Below are 24,866 nucleotides of genomic sequence, written 5' to 3'. Positions count from 1 at the left end.
CTCTTTCTTAGTTTTCAAGCGCGCTGGTCAATGTAGCAACATCGTTTACCGGTGCTGCGGTTAAAGTATCCACGATACGCTTGGTCAAGCCAGTCAAGACTTTACCTGGCCCAACTTCTAACAGCAGCTCAATACCTTCTGCTGCCATAAATTCAACACTCTCAGTCCAACGTACCGGGTTGTAGAGTTGGCGCACCAGCGCACTACGGATAGCGTCTGGTGAAACTTCCGTTTTCACATCAACATTATTGACAACCGGGAACAATGGCGCCTGGAATTCAATGTTTTCCAGTGCTTCGGCTAACTTATCAGCCGCCGGCTTCATTAACGCACAATGAGATGGCACACTGACCGGTAAAGGCAAGGCGCGCTTGGCTCCGGCCGCTTTACAAGCAACCCCTGCGCGTTCTACTGCTTCTTTGTTGCCGGCAATCACGACCTGGCCTGGCGAGTTAAAATTGACAGGCGAAACAACCTGACCTTGTGCTGATTCTTCACAGGCTTTAGCAATGGATTCATTATCCAGACCTATGATGGCGTACATTGCGCCGGTGCCTGCTGGTACCGCTTCTTGCATCAGTTTGCCGCGCAATTCAACCAGAGTGATCGCCTGTTTGAAATCAATCACACCCGCGCAAACCAGCGCTGAGTATTCACCCAAGCTATGACCTGCCATCATTGTCGGCAGCTTGCCGCCTTGATGTTGCCAGACACGCCAAATTGCAACAGATGCCGCCAGCAATGCCGGTTGTGTCTGCCACGTTTTATTCAATTCGTCTGCCGGGCCTTGCTGCACTAGCTGCCAAAGGGAGTAACCCAGTACCGACGACGCTTCACTGAAAGTCGCTTCAACTATCGGAAATTGTGCCGCCAAATCGGCCAGCATGCCAAGGGATTGAGAACCCTGGCCTGGAAATACCATTGCAAATTTCGACATTCTGCTTTCCTGTTAAATCAAAAAAGGTACTGTTAAATCAAAAGCGAACCAGCGCAGAGCCCCAGGTAAAGCCACCGCCAAACGCTTCCAGCAGCACTAACTGCCCACGTTGAATACGCCCATCTCGCACCGCTTCATCCAGCGCCGCAGGGACAGATGCCGCAGAGGTGTTGCCATGACGATCAAGAGTTATCACCACTCTATCCATCCCCATGCCTAACTTCTTCGCCGTTGCGGTAATAATACGCAGGTTAGCCTGATGCGGCACTAACCAATCCAGCGCACTGCGCTCCAGATTGTTGGCCTGCAATGTCTCATCCACAATGTGGGCAAGCTCAGTCACCGCGACTTTAAATACTTCATTACCGGCCATGGTGACATAGGCTGGTTGCTCTTGTTTTTGGCGATCTTGGTACGGCAGTGCCAGCAACTGACCATAGCTGCCGTCGGCATGCAAATGGGTTGACAGTATGCCAGGCTGTTCAGATGCGCCTAATACCACAGCACCTGCACCATCACCAAACAGAATAATCGTACCGCGGTCTTCTGGGTCCAGTGCGCGCGATAACATATCGGAGCCAATCACGATGGCATGCTTAACCGCACCACTTTTCACATATTGGTCAGCCACACTCAGCGCATAGGTAAAGCCCGCACAGGCTGCTGCCAAATCGAAAGAGGCTGCATCTTTAATACCCAGCATTTGCTGTACCTGACAGGCCGAGCTTGGGAAAGCATGGCTTGAAGAGGTGGTAGCAACAATAATCAGCCCAATCTGGTCCTTACTAACGCCAGACATCTCCAGTGCTTTTTCAGCCGCATGGAAACCCATGGTTGCGACTGTTTCATCCAGGCCGGCAATACGCCGCTCACGAATACCTGTACGGGTGACAATCCACTCGTCCGAAGTATCCACCATTTTTTCTAAATCAGCATTGCTGCGCACTTGTACGGGCAGATAACTCCCCGTACCGAGAATCTTAGTATACATGTACGATCAGTCACTCTTGGGTAATACCGCTTCAAGGCGCGCGGCTATCCGTTGAGGGACTTGCCGCTGCACCGCCTGCACCGCCTGTTCGATTGCGACTGCGAATGCACGTTGATTCGCCGCGCCATGACTCTTGATTACAATGCCCCGCAATCCTAACAGACATGCACCATTATACTGGTCGGGGTTCAAATGACCGAACCGTTTTGCCACACGTTTTTGCAGCCAGCGCCCAATGAGTTTAAGCCACCAGGACTGTTTACTGCCTTCGCCCGATGATTTGAGCAGTGACAAGAACATTCTTATCACACCTTCCATGGTCTTTAGAGTGACGTTACCCACGAAGCCGTCACAAACCATCACATCGGTCTTACCCGTAAGCAAATCATTGCCTTCCAGATAACCAATATAGTTGATCGCCGGTGTATTTCTTAATACTGCGGCGGCTTCGCGGATATTATCTAACCCCTTGGTTTCTTCTTCGCCGATATTGAGCAAAGCAACACGCGGGTTGGTAATACCGACAACTTCTTCTGCCATCACCGAACCCATGACAGCAAACTGCACCAACATTGTACTATCACATTCAACGTTAGCCCCTAAATCCAGCACCACCGTCTTGCTGCGTTGCTGGTTTGGGATGACAGTCATTAACGCCGGGCGCTCTATTCCATCTAATGGCTTAATCATCATCTTCGCCAGCCCCATCAAGGCTCCTGTATTCCCTGCACTCACACAGGCTGCCGCGTCCCCGTTTTTGACCAACTCCAGCGCTATGCGCATCGAGGTACCACGACTGGCACGAATAGCTTGTGAGGGTTTAGCATCGCTGGCAATAACATGCTCAGCAGGGATGACCTGTAACCTCACCAGCAACAAAGGATCGGCATTAACAAGTAACGGAGTGATGGTGTCGGGATTCCCGACCAGCAGGAGTTTAAGCCGTGGATTAGAGGCCAGTGCCTGCAATGAAGCAGGCACTGTGACGTGGGGACCGAAATCCCCACCCATTGCATCTAACGCTAGGGTTAGACAAGTCAAGGTATCGCCTTGCTAAAGATTAGCAAGTACTACTCAGCCGATAACCTTGCGGCCACGGTAGAAACCGTCGGCTGTGATGTGGTGACGCAGGTGAGTTTCACCGGAAGTTTTGTCCACAGACAGAGTGGCAGTGGTCAGCGCATCGTGTGAACGGCGCATGCCACGTTTGGAACGAGTTGGTTTGTTCTGTTGTACGGCCATTGACCTTACTCCTTAATTACTTTCTTTAAACTGGCTAATACGGCAAATGGATTCGGTTTCTCCACCTCTTCAGGCAGTTTACCAAATACCATGTCCGCCTCGGACACTTCACAGTGTTCAGAATCATGTACCGGAACGACAGGCAGTGAAAGAATAATTTCGTCTTCAATCATAGCCAGCAGATCAACTTCGCCAAATTCGTCGACTTCGATCGGCTCGTACGCTTCCGGTAATGCTTCAGCCTGCTCATCATTGACGACCGGGCTAAAACAATACGTTGTATGAACATGTTGTGCAAACGTGTTACTACAGCGCTGACACATCAATGTTACATCGACGTCCGCGTGACCTGTAATAACCGCCAGGCGCTGATTATCGATATTAAACGATAATGAGGCCACGACATCGCTGTCCACACTTACCACTGAATCGGCTACACGTGTAACCTGCTCAGGAGAATAGATACCTGCGTAATCTAAACGTTTCTGAGCGGTACGAACCGCATCAATGGTCAGGGGTAATTTTACCTTTTGCATAGGGCGCGCATATTAACTTTGTAACGACATAGAGTCAAAGAAAAAGGCCTTTTTACTGCACCTTTCACCAATATTCGCTTCCGAAGCGGCAGACAGTTTAAAATGCCTGATTAAATTACGCTACGGTTTATGGAAAATATTATGCTGCAACTGGTTCTTGCTTCAACCTCATCATATCGTCGGACTTTGCTGGAAAAGCTGCAATTACCTTTTGTTACTGCGGCACCACAGACCGATGAAAGCCCACAGGCAGGTGAAGAAGCCAGCGCGCTAGTGCAGCGGTTGGCGAGTGCAAAAGCACAGGCACTGGCGGGGAGTTTTCCACAACATCTGATAATCGGCTCTGATCAGGTCTGTGTCATTGACGGATTAATCGTCGGGAAACCCCACAATTATGCAAACGCAATGAAGCAATTGCAGCAGGCCAGTGGACAATGTGTCACTTTTTATACCGGTCTGGCCCTATTGAATACAGCAACCAACAGCATTAACTGCCTGTGCGAAACTTTTGACGTTTATTTCCGAACGCTAAGTGAAGCAGAAATAGACGGTTATTTGACGCGAGAGCAACCATGGGATTGTGCCGGCAGTTTTAAAAGTGAGGGATTGGGTATTACCCTATTTGATAGATTATCAGGCCGCGACCCAAATACACTTATCGGTCTGCCGTTAATCGCCCTCACCGAGATGCTGATTGAGCAAGGAGTAAATCCGCTCCTGTAAATACTGCATAACAAAACAGGGCGCAATTGATACTTGCACCCTGTTACTTCAATTATTTATTACGGCAATTTATTTTTCTGCTGCTTTCTTTCGTAATATCAACAAACAGTGGCGTAACTGATTATCCAGTGGCGCTTCAATGCGCATGGTTTCACCGCTATTGGGATGCTCAAAACGTAATGCCGCAGCATGCAAGAATAAACGATGCAGCCCGGTTCCTTGCAATTGTTGATCAAATTCACGGTCGCCATAGCGATCATCAAAAGCAATTGGGTGACCCGCATGGAGCGCATGTACGCGGATCTGGTGAGTACGACCAGTAATCGGGCTGGCCTTGACCAAGGTTGCATGCTCAAAGCGCTCTTCAACTTTAAAACGCGTTTCTGACGGTTTGCCCTCGCTGCTGACTTTCACCACTCGCTCGCCACTTTGTATAATATTCTTCAACAAAGGTGCCTGCACCGCTTTACAGTGAGATTGCCATTGACCACGAACCAATGCCAAATAGTCTTTCTGCATCCCTTTTAACCGCAGTTGCTCATGCAAAGAACGCAGCGCAGAGCGTTTTTTCGCTACCAATAAGACACCGGAGGTATCACGGTCAAGGCGATGAACCAATTCAAGGAAGCGGGCTTCGGGGCGCAATGCACGCAAGGCTTCAATAACACCAAAACTCAAACCACTGCCACCATGAACCGCCGTGCCAGAAGGCTTGTTCAACACCAACAGATAGTCATCTTCAAATAAAATACAGTCGGCCAACGCCGCAACTTTATCAAGTTTGGCAGAGACCTGAACCTCTTCGCGCTCAGCGACGCGCACTGGCGGTATCCGGACCACATCCCCGTCAACCAGTTTATATTCTGGCTTAATGCGCCCTTTATTAACGCGAACCTCACCTTTGCGCACGATGCGGTAGATCATACTCTTTGGCACACCTTTCAATTTAGTGAGCAAAAAGTTATCGATCCGCTGACCAGCTTCGTCGGCAGAAATGGTGATTAATTGTACTACTGGATTATTCGTTTTCATGGTGCGCGATTCTAAATACACCGAGGAATTAGCGCCACCCCTTTTTCTGTGCTTAACTGTCAGTCTGGCTATTTAAAGATAACGTTTGCGCGCATTTATTGTTTAATAAGACAACGATAGCCGCCAACGCTGTGAAAACAGTAAAAGAATCTTTACGTAGACAGGTAAAGTCATCTTGCTATATCAGTGTCAGCAATGGAATAATGTCACTAATTCTGCGTTGATTCTCGTTAGACCAAGAGACTTGTGGAATAATAAACTTTGCCTGATCACACAAAAACGCAGCAATGGCGTAAGACGTAATGTGAAATCAAGCAATTAGCGGGCTGCGGGTTGCAGCTTGGCCGGCAAGTGGGTCTGCTCTGTTGTCTTATATTCAGAAGCACCCCTTTATATAAAAGCGCTGTTTTTCAGAAAGAAACACAGGCTTACCGAAATAATGCGCCCCTATGCAGGCGACAACCGTGAGGTTGACGGCTTTGCTAGAAGACTCGGGGTCATCGGTTTACCCGGCCATAGAGGTTATTTTGCCCGCAGTTCTAACGCCAATGTAAAAATAACGAGTAAGTTAAAGATGAAAAGAATGTTGATTAACGCAACTCAGCAAGAAGAGTTGCGTGTTGCCCTTGTAGATGGACAGCGGCTGTATGATTTGGATATTGAAAGCCCAGGTCATGAACAGAAAAAAGCGAATATTTACAAAGGCAAAATCACCCGAATAGAACCCAGTCTGGAAGCCGCTTTTGTTGATTACGGCGCTGAACGTCATGGTTTCCTCCCACTAAAAGAAATTTCTCGCGAATATTTCCCTAGTAATTATTCCTCTCATGGCCGCCCAAACATCAAAGATGTGCTGCGCGAAGGCCAAGAAGTTATCGTTCAGGTTGATAAAGAAGAACGTGGCAATAAAGGTGCCGCACTAACAACTTTCATCAGCCTGGCTGGCAGTTATTTGGTTCTGATGCCGAACAACCCACGTGCCGGTGGTATCTCCCGTCGCATTGAGGGTGATGACCGCACCGAACTGAAAGAAGCCCTATCCTCCCTGCAATTGCCTGATGGCATGGGTCTGATTGTCCGTACTGCCGGTGTTGGCAAATCTGCTGATGCACTGCAATGGGACTTGTCATTCCGCCTCAAGCATTGGGATGCGATTAAAAAAGCCGCTGAAGGTCGCCCTGCGCCATTCTTAATCCATCAGGAAAGTAACGTAATTGTCCGCGCTTTCCGTGATTATTTGCGCCCGGATATCGGCGAGATCCTGATCGATAACCCTAAAGTTCTCGAACTGGCAAAAGAGCATATCGCCGCTCTGGGTCGCCCGGATTTCAGTAGCAAAATCAAATTGTATAGTGGTGAAATCCCCTTATTCAGCCACTACCAAATTGAGTCTCAGATTGAGTCAGCGTTCCAGCGTGAAGTACGTCTGCCTTCCGGCGGTTCTATCGTTATTGATACCACCGAAGCCCTGACGGCAATTGATATCAACTCCGCGCGTGCAACACGTGGTGGCGATATCGAAGAAACCGCGTTTAACACCAACCTTGAAGCCGCTGATGAAATTGCCCGCCAGTTACGTTTACGTGACCTCGGTGGCCTGATTGTTATCGACTTCATCGATATGACACCAGTGCGCCATCAGCGTGAAGTTGAAAACCGCCTGCGTGATGCCGTTCGCCAAGACCGTGCCCGCATCCAGATTGGCCGAATCTCTCGCTTCGGCTTGCTGGAGATGTCCCGTCAGCGTCTTAGCCCGTCACTGGGTGAGTCAAGCCACCACGTGTGCCCACGCTGTAGCGGTACCGGTACCGTTCGTGACAACGAATCACTGTCACTTTCTATTCTGCGTCTGATTGAAGAAGAAGCGCTGAAAGAAAATACCCATGAAGTTCACGCCATTGTACCGGTACAGATTGCGTCGTATCTGCTTAACGAAAAACGTGAATCCGTCAATGCCATTGAAAAACGTCAAGGTGGTGTACGTGCGGTGATCGTGCCAAACGATCAGATGCAAACACCGCACTACTCTGTTCTTCGGGTACGTAAAGGCGAAGAGGTTCCTTCTCTCAGCTACCTGCTACCACAACTGCATGAAGCAGAAATGGCGCAGCCGTTAGAAGAAGCAACAATTGAGCGTAAACGCCCAGAACAACCAGCGTTGGCGACTTTCTCTCTGCCAACCGAAGTACCACCGGAAGCTGCACCTGCTAGCGTCAGTGCTAAACCAAGCGTTGCGCCACAAGTAACCGCATCTGCTGCTACCTCAGAACAGCCTGGCTTCTTTAGCCGTTTGTTCAGTGGCCTAAAAGGTATATTCGGCACATCAGCAGAAGAAGTTAAACCGGTAGAGGTCGAGAAAACCGAAACCACCGAAAACCGCCGTAATGATCGTCGTAATCCTCGTCGCCAGAACAATGGCCGCAAAGAGAGAGGCGACCGTACACCACGTGAAGGCCGTGATAACAGCACACGTGACAACAGTGGCCGTGATAGCAATAGCCGTGACAACAGTGGTCGTGACAATGCGAACCGCGAAGGTCGTGAAGATCAGCGTCGCAACAAGCGTCCAGTGGCGCAAACTACTGCGCCGCAAGCACAAACTGACGTTGTTGAAACGGATAAAGCGCCACGTGACGAGCAGCAACCACAGCGTCGCGGTGATCGTCAGCGCCGTCGTCAGGAAGATAAACGTCAGGCACCACAGGAAGTCAAAGCAGAAGTAGAAGTGGCAGCAGTCAGTGTGGTCGAAGAGGTGCAACCTGAGCAAGAAGAACGTCAACAGGTTATGCAGCGTCGTCAACGCCGCCAATTGAATCAGAAAGTCCGTATTCAATCTGCCAATGATGAGCTGAATGTGCTGGAAAATGCAGCCCAGGAAAATCCTGTTAGTGCACCGCTAGCAAGCATTGCAGCGCCAGTTGTGCAGGAAGAAGTGAAATTACTGCCACAAACGACTGTTCAAGCGGATGATGAAGCTACTCACGATCGCAATGCCAATAATGAAAATGGTATGCCACGTCGTTCACGCCGCTCACCTCGTCATCTGCGCGTCAGTGGCCAGCGTCGTCGTCGCTATCGTGATGAGCGTTACCCGACACAATCTGCTATGCCACTGGCCGGCGCTTTCGCCTCACCAGAAATGGCTTCAGGCAAAGTGTGGGTCCGTTATCCAGTAGCTCAAACAGTTGAACCTGCTTTTGTAGAAAACCCGGTTGAACAACCATTGCCAATAGCAGTTGCAGCAGTAGAGACCCCGGTTAATATTCCGGCCGTGATTGTAGCAGCCCCAGTCGTTGCCGCACCTGTCGTCGTCGCCGTGACTGAAACTGTCACTCCGACACCTGCTGCGCAACATAAACCAGGTGGTTCTTCATCTTCAGCCGCAGCCGTTCCTGGCCGTGCTCCTGTTGTCGTGCCAGTGGTTGTAGAACCTGTTGCCGTTGAGCCAACTGCTGTAGAACCAACCGTTGAAGCTGTCGCTGAGGTGGTGCAAGCTGAAACTACCGCAGCGGTTGAAGCAGTATCCGACGTTGAAGAAACTGGCGTTGCGGAAGCTACCGCTGAACCTGTGGTTCAGGAAACGGTAATTGAGGATACAACTGCTGAAGAAGCGGTGGTGGAAGAAACCATTGTTGCTGAAACTGCTGTTGTTGAAACAACTATTGTTGAAACACCGGCGGAAGATGCGGTTGTAGCTGAAACTGTGGTGGAAGACGCTGTAGCTGAAGCACAGGCAGTGACCGAAGTCGTTGTTGAAACATCGACAATTGAAGAACCGCTAATTGAAGAAACCGCTGTCGAAGCCAGTGTCAGTGACACGGTTGTGGTTGAGGCTCCTGTTGCTGTTGTGCCACAACAGTCGACTATCGCTCACCCTGAAGGTGTGGTGTTCAAACATTACGCTTCAGCACCGATGACCAAAGCACCGGCACCGGATTACGCGCCAGAGTCACCGACTAAAGGTCAGTGGGAACGTCCAGCCTTTGATTTTGCAGGTAAAGGTTCTGCTGGTGGCCATGCGGCGGCAACTCAGGCAACCGCGCCGGCAACAAAACCGCAATCTGTCGAATAAATGTAATATTATTCCGACCAGACATTGCAAAGACAAAACCCGCCATCAGGCGGGTTTTTTTATATTGGTGATATCTTTAACCAGAGATCACTCTCAGGCTATCTGTTTCAGTTTCTTTATTTCGAGGTTTTCCAGTTTGCCTTCAATAGCTTTGACAAACGCTTTGAAGTGCTCGGTTTTATTATGTTTTTCCAATGCATCATCAGATGCCCAGCGTTCGAAAAACACAAAAGAACCTTTCTGGTCGCTTTCGGCATGGAGATCATATTGCAGATTCCCCTTCTCCTCACGACTCGGTTCTATTACCAAATGAACCGCTTCTTTTACTGCATCAATAAATTCAGGTTTTGCCACTAAACTGGCGATGACACGGACTTCCATAGTTATTCTCCCATGCTGTACATTCAATTAGCGTATTTTACTGCTAATCAATAGCTCACCCTAACGGGCAATTTTATCCCGAGCCCCTCTATAAGATGCCCTTTTTGCCTTGTTTTCAACTTAACCCTAACAATCAGATGCATCCTGCGCACTTTCCGCTTATCCTTAGACCCCGCCGGAAACAGTATAAAAACCCCAATATCTCATCATGACTGCGGAGCTAGTTGAATGACTGCACAACCCCAAACCCTGAAAATTCGCCGCCCGGATGACTGGCATATTCACTTACGTGATGACGAAATGCTCAGTACCGTGCTGCCCTATACCTCCGAGGTGTTCGCCCGGGCCATTGTCATGCCCAATCTGGCTCCACCAATTACGACTGTTGCCAGTGCTATCGCTTATCGGGAACGAATTTTAGCCGCAGTACCTGCCGGGCATAACTTCACGCCGTTGATGACCTGTTATCTGACCAATACACTTGATGTCAAAGAACTGACCACCGGCTTTGAACAAGGCGTATTTACTGCGGCAAAACTGTATCCAGCGAATGCTACGACCAACTCAAATCATGGTGTATCCGATATCCCGGCGATATACCCGTTGTTTGAGCAAATGCAAAAGATAGGTATGCCGCTGCTGATCCACGGTGAAGTAACAGAAGCTGCCGTTGATATTTTTGATCGCGAAGCGCGCTTTATTGAACAGATTCTGGAACCGATACGTCGCCAATTCCCTGAATTGAAAATTGTCTTCGAGCACATAACCACCAAAGATGCGGCCGATTACGTGCTGGCAGGCAATCGTTTCCTTGGTGCAACTATCACCCCGCAGCATCTGATGTTTAACCGCAATCACATGCTGGTCGGTGGTATTCGCCCCCACTTGTTCTGTCTGCCAATATTGAAACGCAGCACGCATCAAGAAGCATTGCGCCAGGCCGTTGCTAGTGGTTCAGACCGTTTCTTCCTCGGAACCGATTCCGCTCCCCATACCAAACATCGTAAGGAGTCATCCTGTGGCTGTGCTGGCGTGTTCAACGCACCATCAGCGCTGCCAGCTTATGCTACTGTGTTTGAAGAGATGAATGCGCTACAGCATCTTGAAGCATTCTGTTCATTAAATGGTCCACGCTTCTATGGCTTGCCGATTAACGAAGAGGTTGTTGAATTGGTTAAGGCCCCCTTCCAACAACCAGAAGAGATCCCATTAGGGGATGAATCTGTGATTCCTTTCCTGGCCGGTCAGACTATCAATTGGTCAGTTAAAAGCTGATAACCGCCGCTGTAGGGGCTAACCCTTTACAGCGACGATTTTTATATCAGTCACTTGCAACCTGAATATTTGTACTGTATAAATAACCAGTATAAATATTCGGAGGGCCAAATATGCGTGTTGAAGTGAGTATTGATAAAAAAAACCCGTTACCCGCAGGTGCTATCGAAGCACTAACCCATGAATTGAGTAAAAGACTCAACACCAAATTCCCGGACACCACCACCGCAGTACAAATACGTTATGCCGGAGCAAATAATCTTTCCGTTTTAGGTGGTGCCAAAACAGATAAAGATTTGATCTCTGAAATATTACAAGAAATATGGGAAAGCGCTGACGACTGGTTCGACGCGGAGTAACCCAATGTAATGCTGTTTTGCCGGGGAGTCGCTCCTCGGCTTTTTTATATAAGCGTCTAAACTTTCTTTACTCACCGACTTCTTTTAACCCATTTATTGTTGATTAAGAAATCATCATAAAATAAATAATTTGTAAAGATCTTGCGATAATCTCCAAATTTATCGGCGGTTGCGTATACTGAAAAAGCTCACTTGATAATGAGCCGCATTGATCCTCATTAGTCACTCCAGTCAGTAACTACTATATAAGGGGTCTTTATGGACAGAAATGATGAAGTTATTCAGACTCACCCGCTTGTAGGCTGGGATATCAGCACTGTAGATGTATACGACGCTATGATGATACGTCTTCATTACCTGTCTTCCATGGATCAACCGCCAGAAGATGCGCTGGTTGATAGAACGCTCTGGTTAACCACCGATGTTGCACGCCAATTAATAAATATCTTAGAAGCAGGCATTGCTAAAATTGAGTCATCGGAATATCAAGATCGCGATCACCGTAAACATTAATTTTTTTCCACCAGAAAACGAGTTTAATGTTCGCCAAAAAAGGCACGAGTGAATATCACTTAGTGCCTTTTTATTAACCATTCCCACCACTCTATGGCTAACAGCGCTTTTTCTCCTCTCAGTCCCGTGCTATTACTATCGTTTTAATTTTTATCAGCACTGTTGCTACCTTTAATTCAAATCGTTCGGGTTATTGCCGCGATAAATACACATTGCTAGCACAAACCCTATTGAAAAAGCCAGGTGGCGATATTCCCCGGGATGCAAAATATGGATTATGATCTAATTGTCATTGGTAGCGGTTCGGTCGGCTCTGCCGCAGGCTACTATGCGTCACAAGCTGGTTTAAACGTACTGATGATTGACAGTGCCATGCCGCCTCATCAAGCAGGCAGTCACCATGGTGATACACGGATCATTCGCCATGCCTATGGCGAAGGTGAGAAATATGTTCCCTTAGTTTTGCGTGCCCAAACATTGTGGGACCAGTTATCAGCTCAAACAGGTGAATCATTATTTCAGGCCAGTGGCGTGCTTAATCTTGGGCCAGATGACTCTATTTTCCTGCAAAATGCGCAGCACAGCGCTCAACAATATAACTTGCCGGTTGAAACCTTAAACGCGGCCCAGATCCGTGAAAAGTGGCCGGTATTTACCGTACCAGATAATTATATTGGTGTGTTCGAACCACAATCAGGTTATCTACGTTCTGAATTGGCGATTAAAACGCTGATTAAAGCCGTCACAGAAGCAGGCTGCGGTATTTTATTCAATTGTCCGGTTACCGCTATCGAACCGCTGGATGGTGGTGTAGATGTCGTGACTATAGATGGTACCTACAGTGCTAAGAAAGTGATTGTCACTGCCGGAACCTGGGTCAAAGAGCTGTTACCCGAATTACCGGTGACCGCCATACGTAAAGTGTTTTCATGGCACCATGCCGATGGCCGCTATAGCGAAGGAAATCATTTCCCGGCATTCACCGTCGAGACACCGGATAATATCCATTATTACGGCTTCCCCTCGCAAAATGACGAGTTAAAACTAGGCAAACATAATGGTGGTCAGCCTATTGAAACAGCGGCACAACGTAAGCCCTTTGGCAGTTATGCCGAGGATGGAACCGAAGTATTTGGTTTTTTACGTAACTTCTTACCGGGAGTGGGTGTCTGTCTGCACGGCGCGGCATGCAGTTATGACATGAGCCCTGATGAAGATTTTATCATCGATACATTACCCGATAACAAAAATATCATGGTGGTAACAGGCTTAAGCGGCCATGGATTTAAGTTTGCAACTGCATTGGGGGAAGTCGCTGCACTCTTCGCACAAGATAAACCCTCACCTATTGATATTTCAGCCTTTTCGCTATCCCGCTTCGCCAAATCGTAATGCTGTAACCCGCGAGTTCAGCACTTGATTGTTACCGATGACTGTTTCTTTTTATTTCAGTCATCGGTATATCTCGCTCTCATTTTCACCTCATTATTAATATAAAACGCCGCAAATTTAATAATTAGCAGAGTCTTATATTCGTAAAAGCCGCTAAAAACAATCGTGAATCCCGAATTGACGTTTTAGGCATCAGGGGATTACTTTATCCTTGTATGCGGCCAGGTATGGTTGCTGTTAGACAAGGATGTATGCCACATGAAAATATTAATTATCGATGAATGTTTTTATACCCGATCAGGGGTAAATACTTATTTAAATAACGCTTCATATCTCGATTTAATGGATGTTCCTACGGTGGAACAGGCTACATTAGCTGTTCATGAGTTTGATCCTGAGGTAATTATTGTTAACCTTACCCAATATTGTCGCTATGGTGGACATTGCCCGTTATTAGCACAATTTTTGAGTTGTTGCCTGCGGGCTAAAGTTTATATTTATCTGGATGCGTCATATCCGTTTAGTGAAACGCCGATACCCCTGACAGATTCTGTCTCTATTTTGGCTAAAAAACGCTTACCGGAGTTGTTACAAAGACTATCGGACTTTTCAAGTGAGGGTATCGGTAAGCCACATCCCCCCTGTCCAGCATCCCTATTCAGTCCACAAGAGCATAAAGTCATGTGCTACTGGATGATGGAGATGCCCAATTACCGCATTGCCAGGAAGTTAAATATCAGTGACAGTACAGTTTATTCGCATAAACGGCATATTACCGAAAAAATAAAAGTCAGAAACCGTTTGGAATTATGCTTTATTTACAATGTATTTAAATATTTATACTAAGGCGTTGGTGTATAGAGAGTCGCAATAAAGGGAGTATTCCCTTTCAGTAAATTTTCTGTATATGTGATTTTTGTTCTTAACAAATAATGTAACCGGATTAATATAGTGAGTTATCGCTTGCAGTTAAAGAATCGGTTACATTTCACTTAATATCACCAATACATATCAATCTTTTCCATTCGTACCACAATGCCCATATTATCCAAAGAAATGACTTATTTCATCATGCTGTAACTCAGGAATTTAGCCTGCCAGCTTATTGTTTATAAAAGTTAAAATCCTTATAATGGGCGATAATTCTAGCCTCAGGCACCCTGCATGTTAAATAAATTGCTATCGATGGTTATCAATAATGTACGGGAACATCTACTGCTCTATATCTGCTTGTGGCTGATTCTGTTAGCACTGGATATTTATTTCTTTTTCTATTAACGCGTTTTCTCTACCTTTTCTAGCCGGGCCACCAGATAGCTTCCCACCTGTGGCCCAGCAATAAATACGATATCCGCAGTTTGCACTACTCTACCTTGGCCGGTTTGCCATCACTCAATAACACGGCGATTTTATAACCGGCTGGTGTTAACTCTAATACTATTTTGGCAATAATGGTTAACGGAACGGAAAGCAGCATACCAATTGGCCCGAGTAGCCACCCCCAAAAAATCAAGGATAAGAACACCACCAAGGTTGATAGACCCAAACCACGCCCCATCATCCGTGGATCAATAATATTGCCACCAATCAGGTTAATCAAAATATACCCGCAGGTAACGGCAAAAGCATCAGCAAAACCATTAAACAACAGTGCCTGAACGATGGGTGGGATAGCCGCCAATACGGAGCCGATATTAGGAATGTAATTGAGGACGAAAGCCAGTAGCCCCCAAAGGAAAGCGAATCTGACTCCCATCGCTGCCAGGAATAACCAAATAACAATCCCCGTCGCAATGCTAATAATCGTCTTGATCACCAGATAATGAGTTACACCATTTAGTGCACGCTTGAGAATCGCATTCCCTTGCTCTGGGTTATCAAACATCAACTGCATTTTATAAGGCAGTCGTTCCACTTCAAACAACATAAAGACCACCGTCATCAGCAGCAAGAACATACTAGCCATGGCACCAGAAAGGTGGCTCAGTAGACGGGTCACAAAGTTCATCGCGGTGCTAGGATCGACATGCTTCATAATGTCATCCACCGAGAACTCAATATTAAAGCGCATTGCAAACTCTTGCAGGTCGCGCATTTTTTCCAGCATCATGCCACGATATTGCGGCAACGAGCGGGCAAACTCATTTAATGAAGAACCCAGGCGGCCAAAGAGCAATGCCATGAGTAAAATAATAATGCTAACCAATAAGACAATAGCTAAGGTGCGGGGAATTCTTATTTTCTCCAACAGTTTCACTAAAGGATTTAATACGATAGCAAGAAATATAGCCAACAAGAATGGAACCACGATCGGCGATGCCGCTTTAATTCCCGCCATAATCACCACCAGCATAGCCAGCATCGTGACTAACCGTAGCCCTTGGCTACTCACTCCAGGTATTGTCATTATCAATCCTTGTATTGGAATCGCCATTGCTCTAAAAATGGCATAAAAAAGACGCTATCGAATAAAATAACCGACAACGTCTAACTTTAATAGTACATCCAGTAGGTTAACCCTACGACTATTTTTTATCTGTGCTCTTTTCTGGTATCGGAATGTGCATGGTAGTTTGCAACAATCCTTTCGATTTATTAAAAATCTTGATGCCGTTTTCGCGCCCAGCACGCCGGGAGCGTTGCTCTTCCTGCGGCAACTTCAGCTCTTCCTGACAGATATCACTACAGCAACCAGCAAACTTTGCCGCACAGGTCGGACACTGAATAAATAGTAAGTGGCAGCCATCATTCTTACAGTTGGTATGCGTGTCGCAAGGTGTACCGCACTGATGGCAGTGGGCTATCACATCATCAGAGATCCGCTCCCCCATCCGCTCATCAAAAACAAAGTTTTTACCGATAAATTTCAGCGGCAACCCCTGTTCTTTTGCTTTACGGGCATATTCGATAATACCGCCCTCAACGTGATAAACGTTTTTGAAGCCATTGTGCAGCATATAGGCGCTGGCTTTCTCACAGCGAATCCCACCAGTGCAATACATAACAATATTTTTCTCTTTGTCATGTTGCAGCATATCAACCGCCATTGGCAATTGCTCACGGAAAGTATCAGAAGGGACTTCAATGGCATTTTCGAAATGGCCTACTTCGTACTCATAGTGATTGCGCATATCAACAAACAAAGTATCGGGATCATCAATCATCTGATTAACCTGATCGGCCTTCAGATAATGCCCTATATTACTGGGATCGAAACTCTCGTCATCAATACCGTCCGCCACAATGCGTTCGCGAACTTTCATGCGCAGCACCCAGAATGACTTCCCATCATCTTCATGAGCCACATTCAGCCGCACCTGATCTAGTGCAGAATGTGCGGCAAACAACACGGTTTTGAACTCATCATAACGATTAGCGGGCACACTGATTTGTGCATTGATCCCCTCTTTAGCCACATAAACCCGACCAAACACGCCGAGTTTAACAAATTGACTATAGAGGTCGTCACGGAAGGTTTTGGCATCTTCCAGAGTGAAATATTTATAAAAAGAAACTGTGGTGCGCGGTTCGGTTTCAGCCAACATGCGCGCTTTAAGTTCCTCATTAGAAATTCGGTTATGTAACACTGGCATGGTGTACGTTCCTGTCTTTCGAAGAGGTTACTGATAAAAATTTAATTATTGCTCAATGGGTTAGGTAATTCATTAGACGGCTAATCACGTTAATTCATTGTACAATAGAACTGATGTTTCACCACGGGACAGCCGTGCGGCGCATATAATACCTGAAACATTACTGCGGAACATCTTTAGCGGTAATCACTATCAGTAAAAGCGGAAAGAACGATCCCAGTGAGTAAGGCAATTCCGGCAGCAATCAGCAAAGAGAGGGTTTGCCAGTAAGCCCCCATATAACCCAATATGCCACCGACGACCAATAAACCCGCACTGAGTCTTGCTACTGCCATCGACGGCTCTCCGATAAGAATGAATGAAACTCATTTATACATCGGGAATATCATAACGTAGAAATAAAAATCCCTCTTCAATTGAGAGGGATTTAAGTCAAAATTGATAGCCTGCTAGCTAATCACTTCCAATCTGGCTGGTAGCCCTTGCCGAACCGCGGCACCACTGACCCAATCTAGCCAGGTATTGGGGACTTCTCGCGTTGGATCAGTAAACCCCAAGTCATTCAGATTGCTCCCCTGACCGATACGCGGGTCTGACGCCATGATCACACCATCCAACGAATGTGTTCTGGCACCCATCTCGCGATGTCCATAACCATGTTCAATAGCAACCACACCAGGCATAACACCATCCAATAAACTTACCTGTACCTTCATCTGACCACCGGGGGTCATCAGGCGTACACTGTCACCGTGCTGTATCCCGTAGCGCTGAGCATCGGTTGGATTAATCGCCACCAAATTGGTGGGTTTGACCGCGCGTAAGCGCTCAATCATCGCAGTAGAACTGCTCATGAGATGAGACTTGAAGGACATCAAGCGCAAAGGCCAGTCAGTTGCCGGATAATGGGTAAAGACATCGGAACCATCGGCCAGACGAGGTGGATACCAAGTCGGACAGCCGCTATAACGCTCGCCGGTTATCGCATGGTGATGTTGCGCGACATTTTCGTTCCAGATTTGCAGTGGCTTTTTCCACTGCGGCCCGGTGGCATCGCCATTCCAACTTTTCTCATAAGGCGCAAAACGCCCACCACGCGCCAACAGGTAAGCCACTCGGCGCTGCTCATCAATATGCAGACTGCGTTGTAAGTCGGGCCATAAGCGATCGACGCCGGTTAATTTCAGTTCTTCATCCGAGGCTGGTGGCAGTGGTTTTTCACCGCCATAAGCAATATTGGCCGCGGCCCGTAAATAGTAATCCTCGGCCCGCTCCAGCGACAAATTGTTTCCCTGGCTGTCCTGCATCGCATTGGCACCGAACCCCGGTAATTGCAATGCCTTGGCCACTGCAATCAGGAAGCTCTCCATGGCCACAGGCTCGCCTTGAGCCGTGCGGACAGTACGTGATGTCACCACGGGCCAGCGGGCAGTGCTGGCTTTGACCAGTACCCCGGCCCAGGGCGCACTGAATCCCCAACTCTCAAAATTATGGGTATCCGGTACGATATAATCCGCCAATGCGGTGGTTTCATTCATAAAAGCATCAATGGCAATAAACAGCGGCAATTGACGTGGATCTTGTAGTTTCGCCTCAATCAAGTTGCGCAGCCCCGCGACCCCGTACAGCGGATTAGTCATATGGCTAATCCATGCCTTAAGCGGATAGGGATAACCCGCCAATGCCGGTGCCAATTGTTCGGTCAATTGCCCACCGACAAAGGGATACCATGGGCCACGGGCCGGATAGCCAGGCTGACCCTGCTGAATCTTTTGCTGATACTCTTGCGATTGTTCATAGGGCTGCTTGCTGCGCGATAGCGGTAAGCCTTTTGGTTTTATCATTCCAGCGAAAGTAGCTAACTGATAGCGAGGACCATCAGCAAAACCATCAAACTTACCCCCCCCAACCGAAACTCCACCCTTAAGATTCAAATTACCAATCAGGGCATTGAGCATCATGACCGCCCAGGTGGTATAAAAACCGTTACCCCCCATCATGCCACCATGGGAGATAACCGCAGCCTGACGCTGGTAAGCCGTAAACTCTTTCGCCAAACCAACCATCGTCTCTGCTGGGACGCCGCATTGCTGGCTGTATTCTTCCAGAGTAAAACGCTCTGCCGCTTGCCGCAAACACGCCATACCTGATTGCACCTGCACAATTTGACCATCATGTAAGGTGACATCGCGCGTGACAAACAATTGAGCGTGTAATGCTAATGCAGCAGGCTGCAATGTACCGTCAACCACTTGCACTAATACCGGACTCTCTTCAGCTTCGGCCACTGACTCACCACTTAGCTGGCTGGCACGTAGGAACTGGCCTGCCAAGGGATGGGTTTCAGTGGTTATCACCAGATGGCTGGCATTGGTCCAACTGCGCTCACCCGCCGCTTGCATGGCAACCTCACCAGGAACGGACAAATAAGCGTGGTTAAAACGATTCTGTTCGATAATCCAACGAATCATCCCCATTGCCAGTGCCGCATCCGTCCCCGGCAACACCGGAACCCAGCGGTTATGCTGATTAGCCAATGTGGTTGTCAGTGGCAGCGCGGGGGCGACCACCACATAATTGAAATCATCACGCTGGCGAGCATTGGCTAGCTGACGCCCTTGCCGCTTAAATGGGTTGCCAGATTGCGCAGGCGACGTCCCCAAAAATAGGGCAAAACGGACGTTATCCCAATCAGGCTTAACATGGGCATTTTTATCTAAATCCCCCATCAACGCACCTGAACCGGCACGATACGCCAAACCACAATATGCCCCGTGGCTACCGAGATTTTTAGTGCCGAACGCTTGATGAGCAAAACGTCGGATAAAAGCATCGCGCCCATCATCACCGGCGTTAGTCACTAGTAACTGATTGGCTTTCGGCCCCAATGAGGGCTGCTGAGTATCAATGGGGGTAATCAGATCACGGATAGCCCGCAACCCTTCAACCGGCCCCTCGCCAAAGAGATCACCGCCTTCGGTCACTTCCGCCACCAATTGCTCAAAGCTGATACGCTGCCATTTGCCACTGCCCCGTGGCCCGGTGCGCTTCATTGGCTCGGTAATACGATAAGGGCTATCGACCCCTTCTAATAGCGTCGCGCCGCGCGCGCAAGCCGTTGAACGCCCGGCCATGCCTGACTCTCCACCTAAACGTTGCAGCGCTTCACTTAGTGGTAACTGATACGGAAAATGGTGGTCATGAGACAACGGATGATAAGGGTTACCGGCGATGCGCAGGATTTTATTGTGCTGGGTATCGACTCGCACCCGTAAGCCACACAAGGTCCAACAACCAAAACATTGTGTCATTGAAACCGCTTGTTGCGGATTGGCCTGCCACTGCTGCCCAATACGTCCTTCTGGTGCTAATGCGTTGGCACTAACAGGATCGAGTGTAAGCTTTCCGGCACTACCATCAATCAGGCCAGCCAATGTTTTGCGTGCCACAGCATGATAACTGGCAGCAAATGCAACCACGCCCCCCAAGGCTAAACTGCCTTTTAACCATTGACGCCGTGTAGACTTAGCCATGATGCATTTCTCCTTTCACTGTTTTCTCGCCTGAAACTGTTTTTTCACTTGAGACTATTTTTTCACTTGAGAATTGTTGTTCAAGCCATCTGACACCTTCACGGATAGCAATAATCACCGCTATCCATAATCCGCATGTACCCACCACGGCCAGCAATCCTTCACTCCCCAGCGGCAACGAATAGGGATTGGTTAACACATTGTATTTAGGCAACGTTTGAGTATGCATCAGCAATAGCCAACGTACCGACCAACACAACGTCAGGGCTGCCAGTGCCTGAGCCACTACCATCCCGCTTGATAAGGTTTTTTTCCTGTTGAACAGCGCCATTGCCAAAAGCAATAGCCACAGCACCACAGGAAATGCTGCCAAAGTCTGGGCATGCATAGCCCAGTAGCGCAGAGCCTGTGCCGAGGCATTATCACCACTGGCCCACAGCACAGTAACCAACGCCAGCATCATTAAATTGATGGGTTGCCAGCGCGCCAATGACACCTGATAGTGCGGCTCACGCCATAGCCAGGTAGCCAGTAAAGGCGGGATCGTCTGCCAGGCAGTCAGGAAGATAAACAGTGGCAACCATAAACTAAACCACAGGGGTTGGGCGCGCAGGATTGACACCTCGCGGCCGGTATAGAGCAAAATAGTGATAGCAGAAAACGCACAGAGTCCGGCTAATCCTGTCAATAATCGCGCTAATGGTTTTGCCCGCAATCGGCTGTAGGTCAGCGCCAGAAAATAGGACAACACCAGCAGGGTAAACAAGGGTAAGAAAAGAGATCCCCATGACATCCACGACCACGGCGTAAAGTGGGCATAGAAGTGCCAGACGCGGGCCGGTTGATGTAGGTCCGCATTGAGCGCCAATGGCGCAACCACCACCGCAGTCACCGCCAACATCAGTGCAGCAAACTCCAATGGATTCTGCTGATGGCGAGAGAACATCCGTTGCCAGCAGGCAAACAACACGCCACTACAAGCCAGCCCGATAAAAAAGAAATACTGCACCGCCCAAGGCAACCAGGCGATATCTTGTGGGCGAGCTAAAATTTCACGGATCATGGGTGTACCTCCTGCCAGAGCGCGGGTTGGCCCTGCAATGGTCGGGTGAAAATGTCATTTAGCCCGAGGTAAAACACTTGAGGGTGAGTGCCTTGCTCCGGTTTCAGCACTTTAATGTCAGCGGCATGTTCTAGCAGCATTTGGCGCAATATACTGTTGCCATCGCGTAAATCACCGATAATCCGCGCCCCGCCGACACAAGACTCCACACAGGCAGGCAGCAATCCAACATCCAGACGATGAACACAAAAAGTACACTTGTCCGCAGTTTGGGTACTGTGATTGATAAAACGAGCTTCATACGGGCAGGCCTGAACACAGTATGCACAACCAACACAACGGGTATTATCGACCACCACAATGCCATCTTGACGCTGATAAGTGGCCTGTACCGGACAGACTGGCACGCAAGGCGGGTTATCGCAGTGGTTACACAGGCGGGGTAGCAATACATTGGTGACACTTTCTGCCCCAGACAGGGCAATTTGATACTGATTAACTGTGGTACGGAACTGGCCTTGTGGCAGTTGGTTTTCAATCGCGCAACTGACAGTACATGCCTGGCAACCAATACAGCGGCGCAAATCAATCAACATGGCGTAGCGCCGTTTGATATCACCTTGTTTGCGTGCCGGTTCCATCCGCCAGCCCGCATCCGCCAATGGTACCAATGCTGCGCCAGCAGTTAAGCCCCCGAGCCGCTGTAGAAATGCTCTTTTTCCTTGATCCATTTTTCTTCTCATCTGCTTAATAACAATGCTCTTAATTCAAGGATTGTAGAAATCGACGAGCAGAAGCCCTATTGTGGTTTTCCACATTCCCTTTAAGGACTTGATCCAGGACAATTGCGCACTGCGACGGGGATCATAAAAAGGAACATGCATGAGTTTCAGAGGGCTGGTGATAGTGCTGTTTTGGTGGTTTTCAACCGCCCATGCCAATGATTGGACCATTGGCGTGCTGGCATTACGCGGTGATGCTCAGGCGCAAGCACATTGGCAACCGTTGGCCGATCGCCTTAATCAGCACTTGCCTGGGCAGCACTTTCAGTTATTACCCTTGGATTTAAATGCGATGAAAAGTGCGGTGCAGCAGAACCGAGTTGATTTTCTGCTGACCAATCCAGCGCAATATGTGCAAATTGATAACCACTATCCTCTGCGTTGGTTGGTCTCTTTGCGCTCCAATCATGAGCCAGACAGCACCAGCCGCAATGTGATCGGTAGTGTTATTCTGGTACGCGCTGACAGTGATATCCATAATCCCCAAGGATTGATTGGCAAACGTGTTGGTGCCGTCTCTCCCGATGCCTTTGGCGGTTACTTGTTGGGATACAAAGTGCTACGCGATGCGGGGCTGCAACCAGAACGGGATTTTCAATTGCATTTTTCTGGCTTCCCGGTGGATGCGTTAATTTATCTACTGCGTGATCGCGCTATCTCCGCGGCTATTGTGCCCACCTGCCTGCTGGAAGATATGCAGGCAGAAGGATTAGCGCATACCGCTGACTTTAAGCCGCTATTGGCGAAGAGAACCGCCATTCCATGCCTGAGCAGCAGCGAGTTATACCCAAATTGGTCGTTTGCCGCGTTATCACAGGTACCGGATGAATTAGCCGATAATGTTACGCGGATTTTGCTCAGCCCCGATGGGGACAAAACACCACAATGGGGTGCCCCCTCCTCCACCAGTCAGGTCGAAAGTTTATTACGTTCAATTAATCAACATCCCCAACAGCCGCAGTTCTGGCAACAGACTCTTGATTGGGCACAACAACATCGGCTGTTGATCGTCGCCATCGCGGTGATTCTGTTATTGCTCGCGGCCAATCATATCTGGGTGGCGTTTCTGGTGCGTCGTCGCAGCCAGCAATTGGAGCAACTTCACCAGCAACTTAGGGCTAGGGAAAGTGCGTTGGAACAAGCTCAGCGCCTGAGTATTCTCGGTGAGATGGCCGCGGGATTTGCTCATGAACTAAATCAGCCGCTCAGCGCTATTCAGCATTACGCCGATGGCTGCGCTATTCGCCTGCAACGGGAACAGGCTGATCACTCATTACTGCCCATTTTGAGTCAAATCAGTCATCAGGCCCAACGCGGGGCTGATACCATTGCTAACTTACGGCTGTGGGCAGGAAAACAGCCGGCCATGAACAGCTCTGCCGCCTGCCAACCATTACCTGCCTTGGTTAATCACCTCTGGCAGTTACTGGCAGCCACCAATCCAGCGCCGTGTTGCACGTTGCACACTGATATCGAGGCATCATTAGCGCTGCATTTACCGCCCACGCTGCTCGATCAGGTCTTGTGTAATCTGATCACTAACAGTTTGCAGGCCGGTGCCCACCAGTTATGGTTCAGTGCTTATCAGCAAGCCGATGTGGCAATATTAATTTTGCAAGATGATGCCGGTGGCCTGACGGCCGAACAGCTCAACCAGCCTTTGACCCCATTCCGTTCCACCAAAAGTGATGGCCTCGGTCTCGGCCTGGTCATTTGCCAGCGATTAATCTGTCGCCAGGGCGGAAATCTGGCACTACTTAACCACATGGCCGCCAATGATAAGATTGGACTACGCGTTACCCTGACACTGCCACTTAACCCAAGCGAGGAGCTTACTCTTGTCACTGATTCATCTACTTGATGACGATATTGCCGTCACCGACGCTTGCCGTTTTTTGCTGGAAAGCTTGGATTACAAAGTGAAGGTATGGCATGACGGTGAGCGTTTCCTGGCCCAGGCTGATTTATATCAATCTGGTGTATTACTGCTCGATATTCGTATGCCGCTGCTAGATGGTACGCAAGTCTATAACCAGATGCGCCAGCGAGGCAGCACGCTGGCCGTCATATTCCTTACCGCCCATGGAGAAGTGCCGCAGGCGGTTGAGCAGATGAAACTGGGGGCGGTTGATTTCTTACAAAAACCAGTCGCGACTGCGCCGCTGATTACCGCCTTACAACAGGGCTTCCAGCACACAGAGCAGTTGACAGCCCGCCGACAGGTACAACTGCGTTATGCCTCGCTGACGCCACGGGAACAGATGATTGCGCAATGGGTTATGCAGGGTTTGATTAATCGGGATATCGCCGACAAAGCTTGTGTGTCTGTCAGAACCGTAGAAGTGCATCGGGCTAAAGTGATGGAAAAGATGGCAGTTAACAGTCTGGCTGAGTTAGTCAGCTTACTGAATCCGTTCAAATAGCCAAATTCAATCATGGTTA

General features: G+C 48.6%; 22 protein-coding genes. 10 read left to right on the top strand and 12 right to left on the bottom strand.

What is annotated here, in order from left to right; all coding sequences use genetic code 11:
- Positions 1-7: 7 nt before the first annotated feature.
- The 5 genes from fabD to A6J66_003515 are packed head-to-tail and all read right to left on the bottom strand — an operon-like array spanning position 8 to position 3,706.
- Complete coding sequence (gene fabD, locus A6J66_003535) at positions 8-937, bottom strand: [acyl-carrier-protein] S-malonyltransferase (protein PNM23347.1); 930 nt, start codon at positions 935-937, stop codon at positions 8-10.
- Positions 938-974: 37 nt separating this feature from the next.
- Entirely contained in the window at positions 975-1,928 is a 954-nt protein-coding gene (locus A6J66_003530) for a ketoacyl-ACP synthase III (GenBank protein PNM23346.1), read from the bottom strand.
- Positions 1,929-1,934: 6 nt separating this feature from the next.
- Positions 1,935-2,969, bottom strand: coding sequence for a phosphate acyltransferase PlsX (locus tag A6J66_003525; GenBank protein PNM23345.1), 1,035 nt, complete (start codon positions 2,967-2,969; stop codon positions 1,935-1,937).
- A gap of 33 nt (positions 2,970-3,002) precedes the next feature.
- Positions 3,003-3,170 carry a 50S ribosomal protein L32 gene (locus A6J66_003520; protein PNM23344.1) on the bottom strand — a complete coding sequence of 56 codons (168 nt, stop codon included), beginning with the start codon at positions 3,168-3,170 and terminating at the stop codon, positions 3,003-3,005.
- 5 nt (positions 3,171-3,175) lie between these two features.
- Positions 3,176-3,706 carry a 23S rRNA accumulation protein YceD gene (locus tag A6J66_003515; GenBank protein PNM23343.1) on the bottom strand — a complete coding sequence of 177 codons (531 nt, stop codon included), beginning with the start codon at positions 3,704-3,706 and terminating at the stop codon, positions 3,176-3,178.
- Positions 3,707-3,847: 141 nt separating this feature from the next.
- Between A6J66_003515 and A6J66_003510 the strand changes: the two genes are divergently transcribed.
- Positions 3,848-4,429: a septum formation inhibitor Maf gene (locus tag A6J66_003510; GenBank protein PNM23342.1), complete on the top strand. Its 582-nt coding sequence runs from the start codon at positions 3,848-3,850 to the stop codon at positions 4,427-4,429.
- Positions 4,430-4,498: 69 nt separating this feature from the next.
- On the opposite strand, the gene A6J66_003505 is transcribed toward A6J66_003510, so the two are convergent.
- Positions 4,499-5,461, bottom strand: a complete 963-nt coding sequence (locus A6J66_003505; protein PNM26881.1) for a 23S rRNA pseudouridine(955/2504/2580) synthase RluC — start codon at positions 5,459-5,461, stop codon at positions 4,499-4,501.
- Between the two features lie 574 nt (positions 5,462-6,035).
- Here A6J66_003505 and A6J66_003500 point away from each other — a divergent pair.
- Complete coding sequence (locus tag A6J66_003500; GenBank protein PNM26880.1) at positions 6,036-9,533, top strand: ribonuclease E; 3,498 nt, start codon at positions 6,036-6,038, stop codon at positions 9,531-9,533.
- 93 nt (positions 9,534-9,626) lie between these two features.
- On the opposite strand, the gene A6J66_003495 is transcribed toward A6J66_003500, so the two are convergent.
- Positions 9,627-9,914 carry an antibiotic biosynthesis monooxygenase gene (locus A6J66_003495; GenBank protein ID PNM23341.1) on the bottom strand — a complete coding sequence of 96 codons (288 nt, stop codon included), beginning with the start codon at positions 9,912-9,914 and terminating at the stop codon, positions 9,627-9,629.
- A 228-nt stretch (positions 9,915-10,142) separates the two neighbouring features.
- Between A6J66_003495 and A6J66_003490 the strand changes: the two genes are divergently transcribed.
- From A6J66_003490 to A6J66_003465, 6 genes are all read left to right on the top strand, one after another.
- Positions 10,143-11,189: a dihydroorotase gene (locus tag A6J66_003490; GenBank protein PNM23340.1), complete on the top strand. Its 1,047-nt coding sequence runs from the start codon at positions 10,143-10,145 to the stop codon at positions 11,187-11,189.
- Between the two features lie 113 nt (positions 11,190-11,302).
- On the top strand, positions 11,303-11,548 hold the full coding sequence (locus tag A6J66_003485) for a DNA damage-inducible protein I (GenBank protein ID PNM23339.1): 246 nt from the start codon (positions 11,303-11,305) through the stop codon (positions 11,546-11,548).
- 258 nt (positions 11,549-11,806) lie between these two features.
- Positions 11,807-12,061, top strand: a complete 255-nt coding sequence (bssS, locus tag A6J66_003480; protein ID PNM23338.1) for a transcriptional regulator — start codon at positions 11,807-11,809, stop codon at positions 12,059-12,061.
- 270 nt (positions 12,062-12,331) lie between these two features.
- Entirely contained in the window at positions 12,332-13,453 is a 1,122-nt protein-coding gene (locus tag A6J66_003475; protein ID PNM26879.1) for an N-methyl-L-tryptophan oxidase, read from the top strand.
- A gap of 258 nt (positions 13,454-13,711) precedes the next feature.
- Positions 13,712-14,299: a helix-turn-helix transcriptional regulator gene (locus tag A6J66_003470; GenBank protein PNM23337.1), complete on the top strand. Its 588-nt coding sequence runs from the start codon at positions 13,712-13,714 to the stop codon at positions 14,297-14,299.
- Between the two features lie 318 nt (positions 14,300-14,617).
- Positions 14,618-14,731, top strand: coding sequence for a DUF2770 domain-containing protein (locus A6J66_003465; protein ID PNM23336.1), 114 nt, complete (start codon positions 14,618-14,620; stop codon positions 14,729-14,731).
- An 85-nt stretch (positions 14,732-14,816) separates the two neighbouring features.
- Here the strand turns inward: A6J66_003465 and tqsA are convergent, their stop codons facing one another.
- The 5 genes from tqsA to A6J66_003440 all read right to left on the bottom strand — a co-directional run bounded on the left by tqsA (position 14,817) and on the right by A6J66_003440 (position 22,373).
- Positions 14,817-15,860, bottom strand: coding sequence for an AI-2E family transporter (gene tqsA, locus A6J66_003460; GenBank protein ID PNM23335.1), 1,044 nt, complete (start codon positions 15,858-15,860; stop codon positions 14,817-14,819).
- Between the two features lie 118 nt (positions 15,861-15,978).
- Positions 15,979-17,046 carry a rhodanese domain-containing protein gene (locus A6J66_003455; protein ID PNM23334.1) on the bottom strand — a complete coding sequence of 356 codons (1,068 nt, stop codon included), beginning with the start codon at positions 17,044-17,046 and terminating at the stop codon, positions 15,979-15,981.
- Between the two features lie 449 nt (positions 17,047-17,495).
- On the bottom strand, positions 17,496-20,579 hold the full coding sequence (locus A6J66_003450) for a tetrathionate reductase subunit TtrA (protein ID PNM23333.1): 3,084 nt from the start codon (positions 20,577-20,579) through the stop codon (positions 17,496-17,498).
- Positions 20,572-21,642 (bottom strand): tetrathionate reductase subunit TtrC, encoded by a 1,071-nt coding sequence (locus tag A6J66_003445; protein ID PNM23332.1) that lies wholly within the window; start codon positions 21,640-21,642, stop codon positions 20,572-20,574. The genes A6J66_003450 and A6J66_003445 overlap by 8 nt, the downstream gene beginning before the upstream one ends.
- Positions 21,639-22,373: a tetrathionate reductase subunit TtrB gene (locus A6J66_003440; protein PNM23331.1), complete on the bottom strand. Its 735-nt coding sequence runs from the start codon at positions 22,371-22,373 to the stop codon at positions 21,639-21,641. Before A6J66_003440 ends, A6J66_003445 begins: the two co-directional genes overlap by 4 nt.
- Positions 22,374-22,524: 151 nt before the next feature.
- Between A6J66_003440 and A6J66_003435 the strand changes: the two genes are divergently transcribed.
- Both A6J66_003435 and A6J66_003430 read left to right on the top strand, forming a co-directional pair.
- Positions 22,525-24,285, top strand: a complete 1,761-nt coding sequence (locus A6J66_003435) for a sensor histidine kinase (GenBank protein PNM23330.1) — start codon at positions 22,525-22,527, stop codon at positions 24,283-24,285.
- Positions 24,263-24,847, top strand: a complete 585-nt coding sequence (locus A6J66_003430; protein PNM23329.1) for a DNA-binding response regulator — start codon at positions 24,263-24,265, stop codon at positions 24,845-24,847. Before A6J66_003435 ends, A6J66_003430 begins: the two co-directional genes overlap by 23 nt.
- Positions 24,848-24,866: the final 19 nt, after the last annotated feature.

It is taken from the genome of Yersinia enterocolitica (assembly GCA_002082245.2).
Lineage (GTDB): Bacteria > Pseudomonadota > Gammaproteobacteria > Enterobacterales > Enterobacteriaceae > Yersinia > Yersinia enterocolitica_E.
Note: the sequence above shows the minus strand (reverse complement) of the source record. Positions and strands in the feature narration are given on the sequence as shown.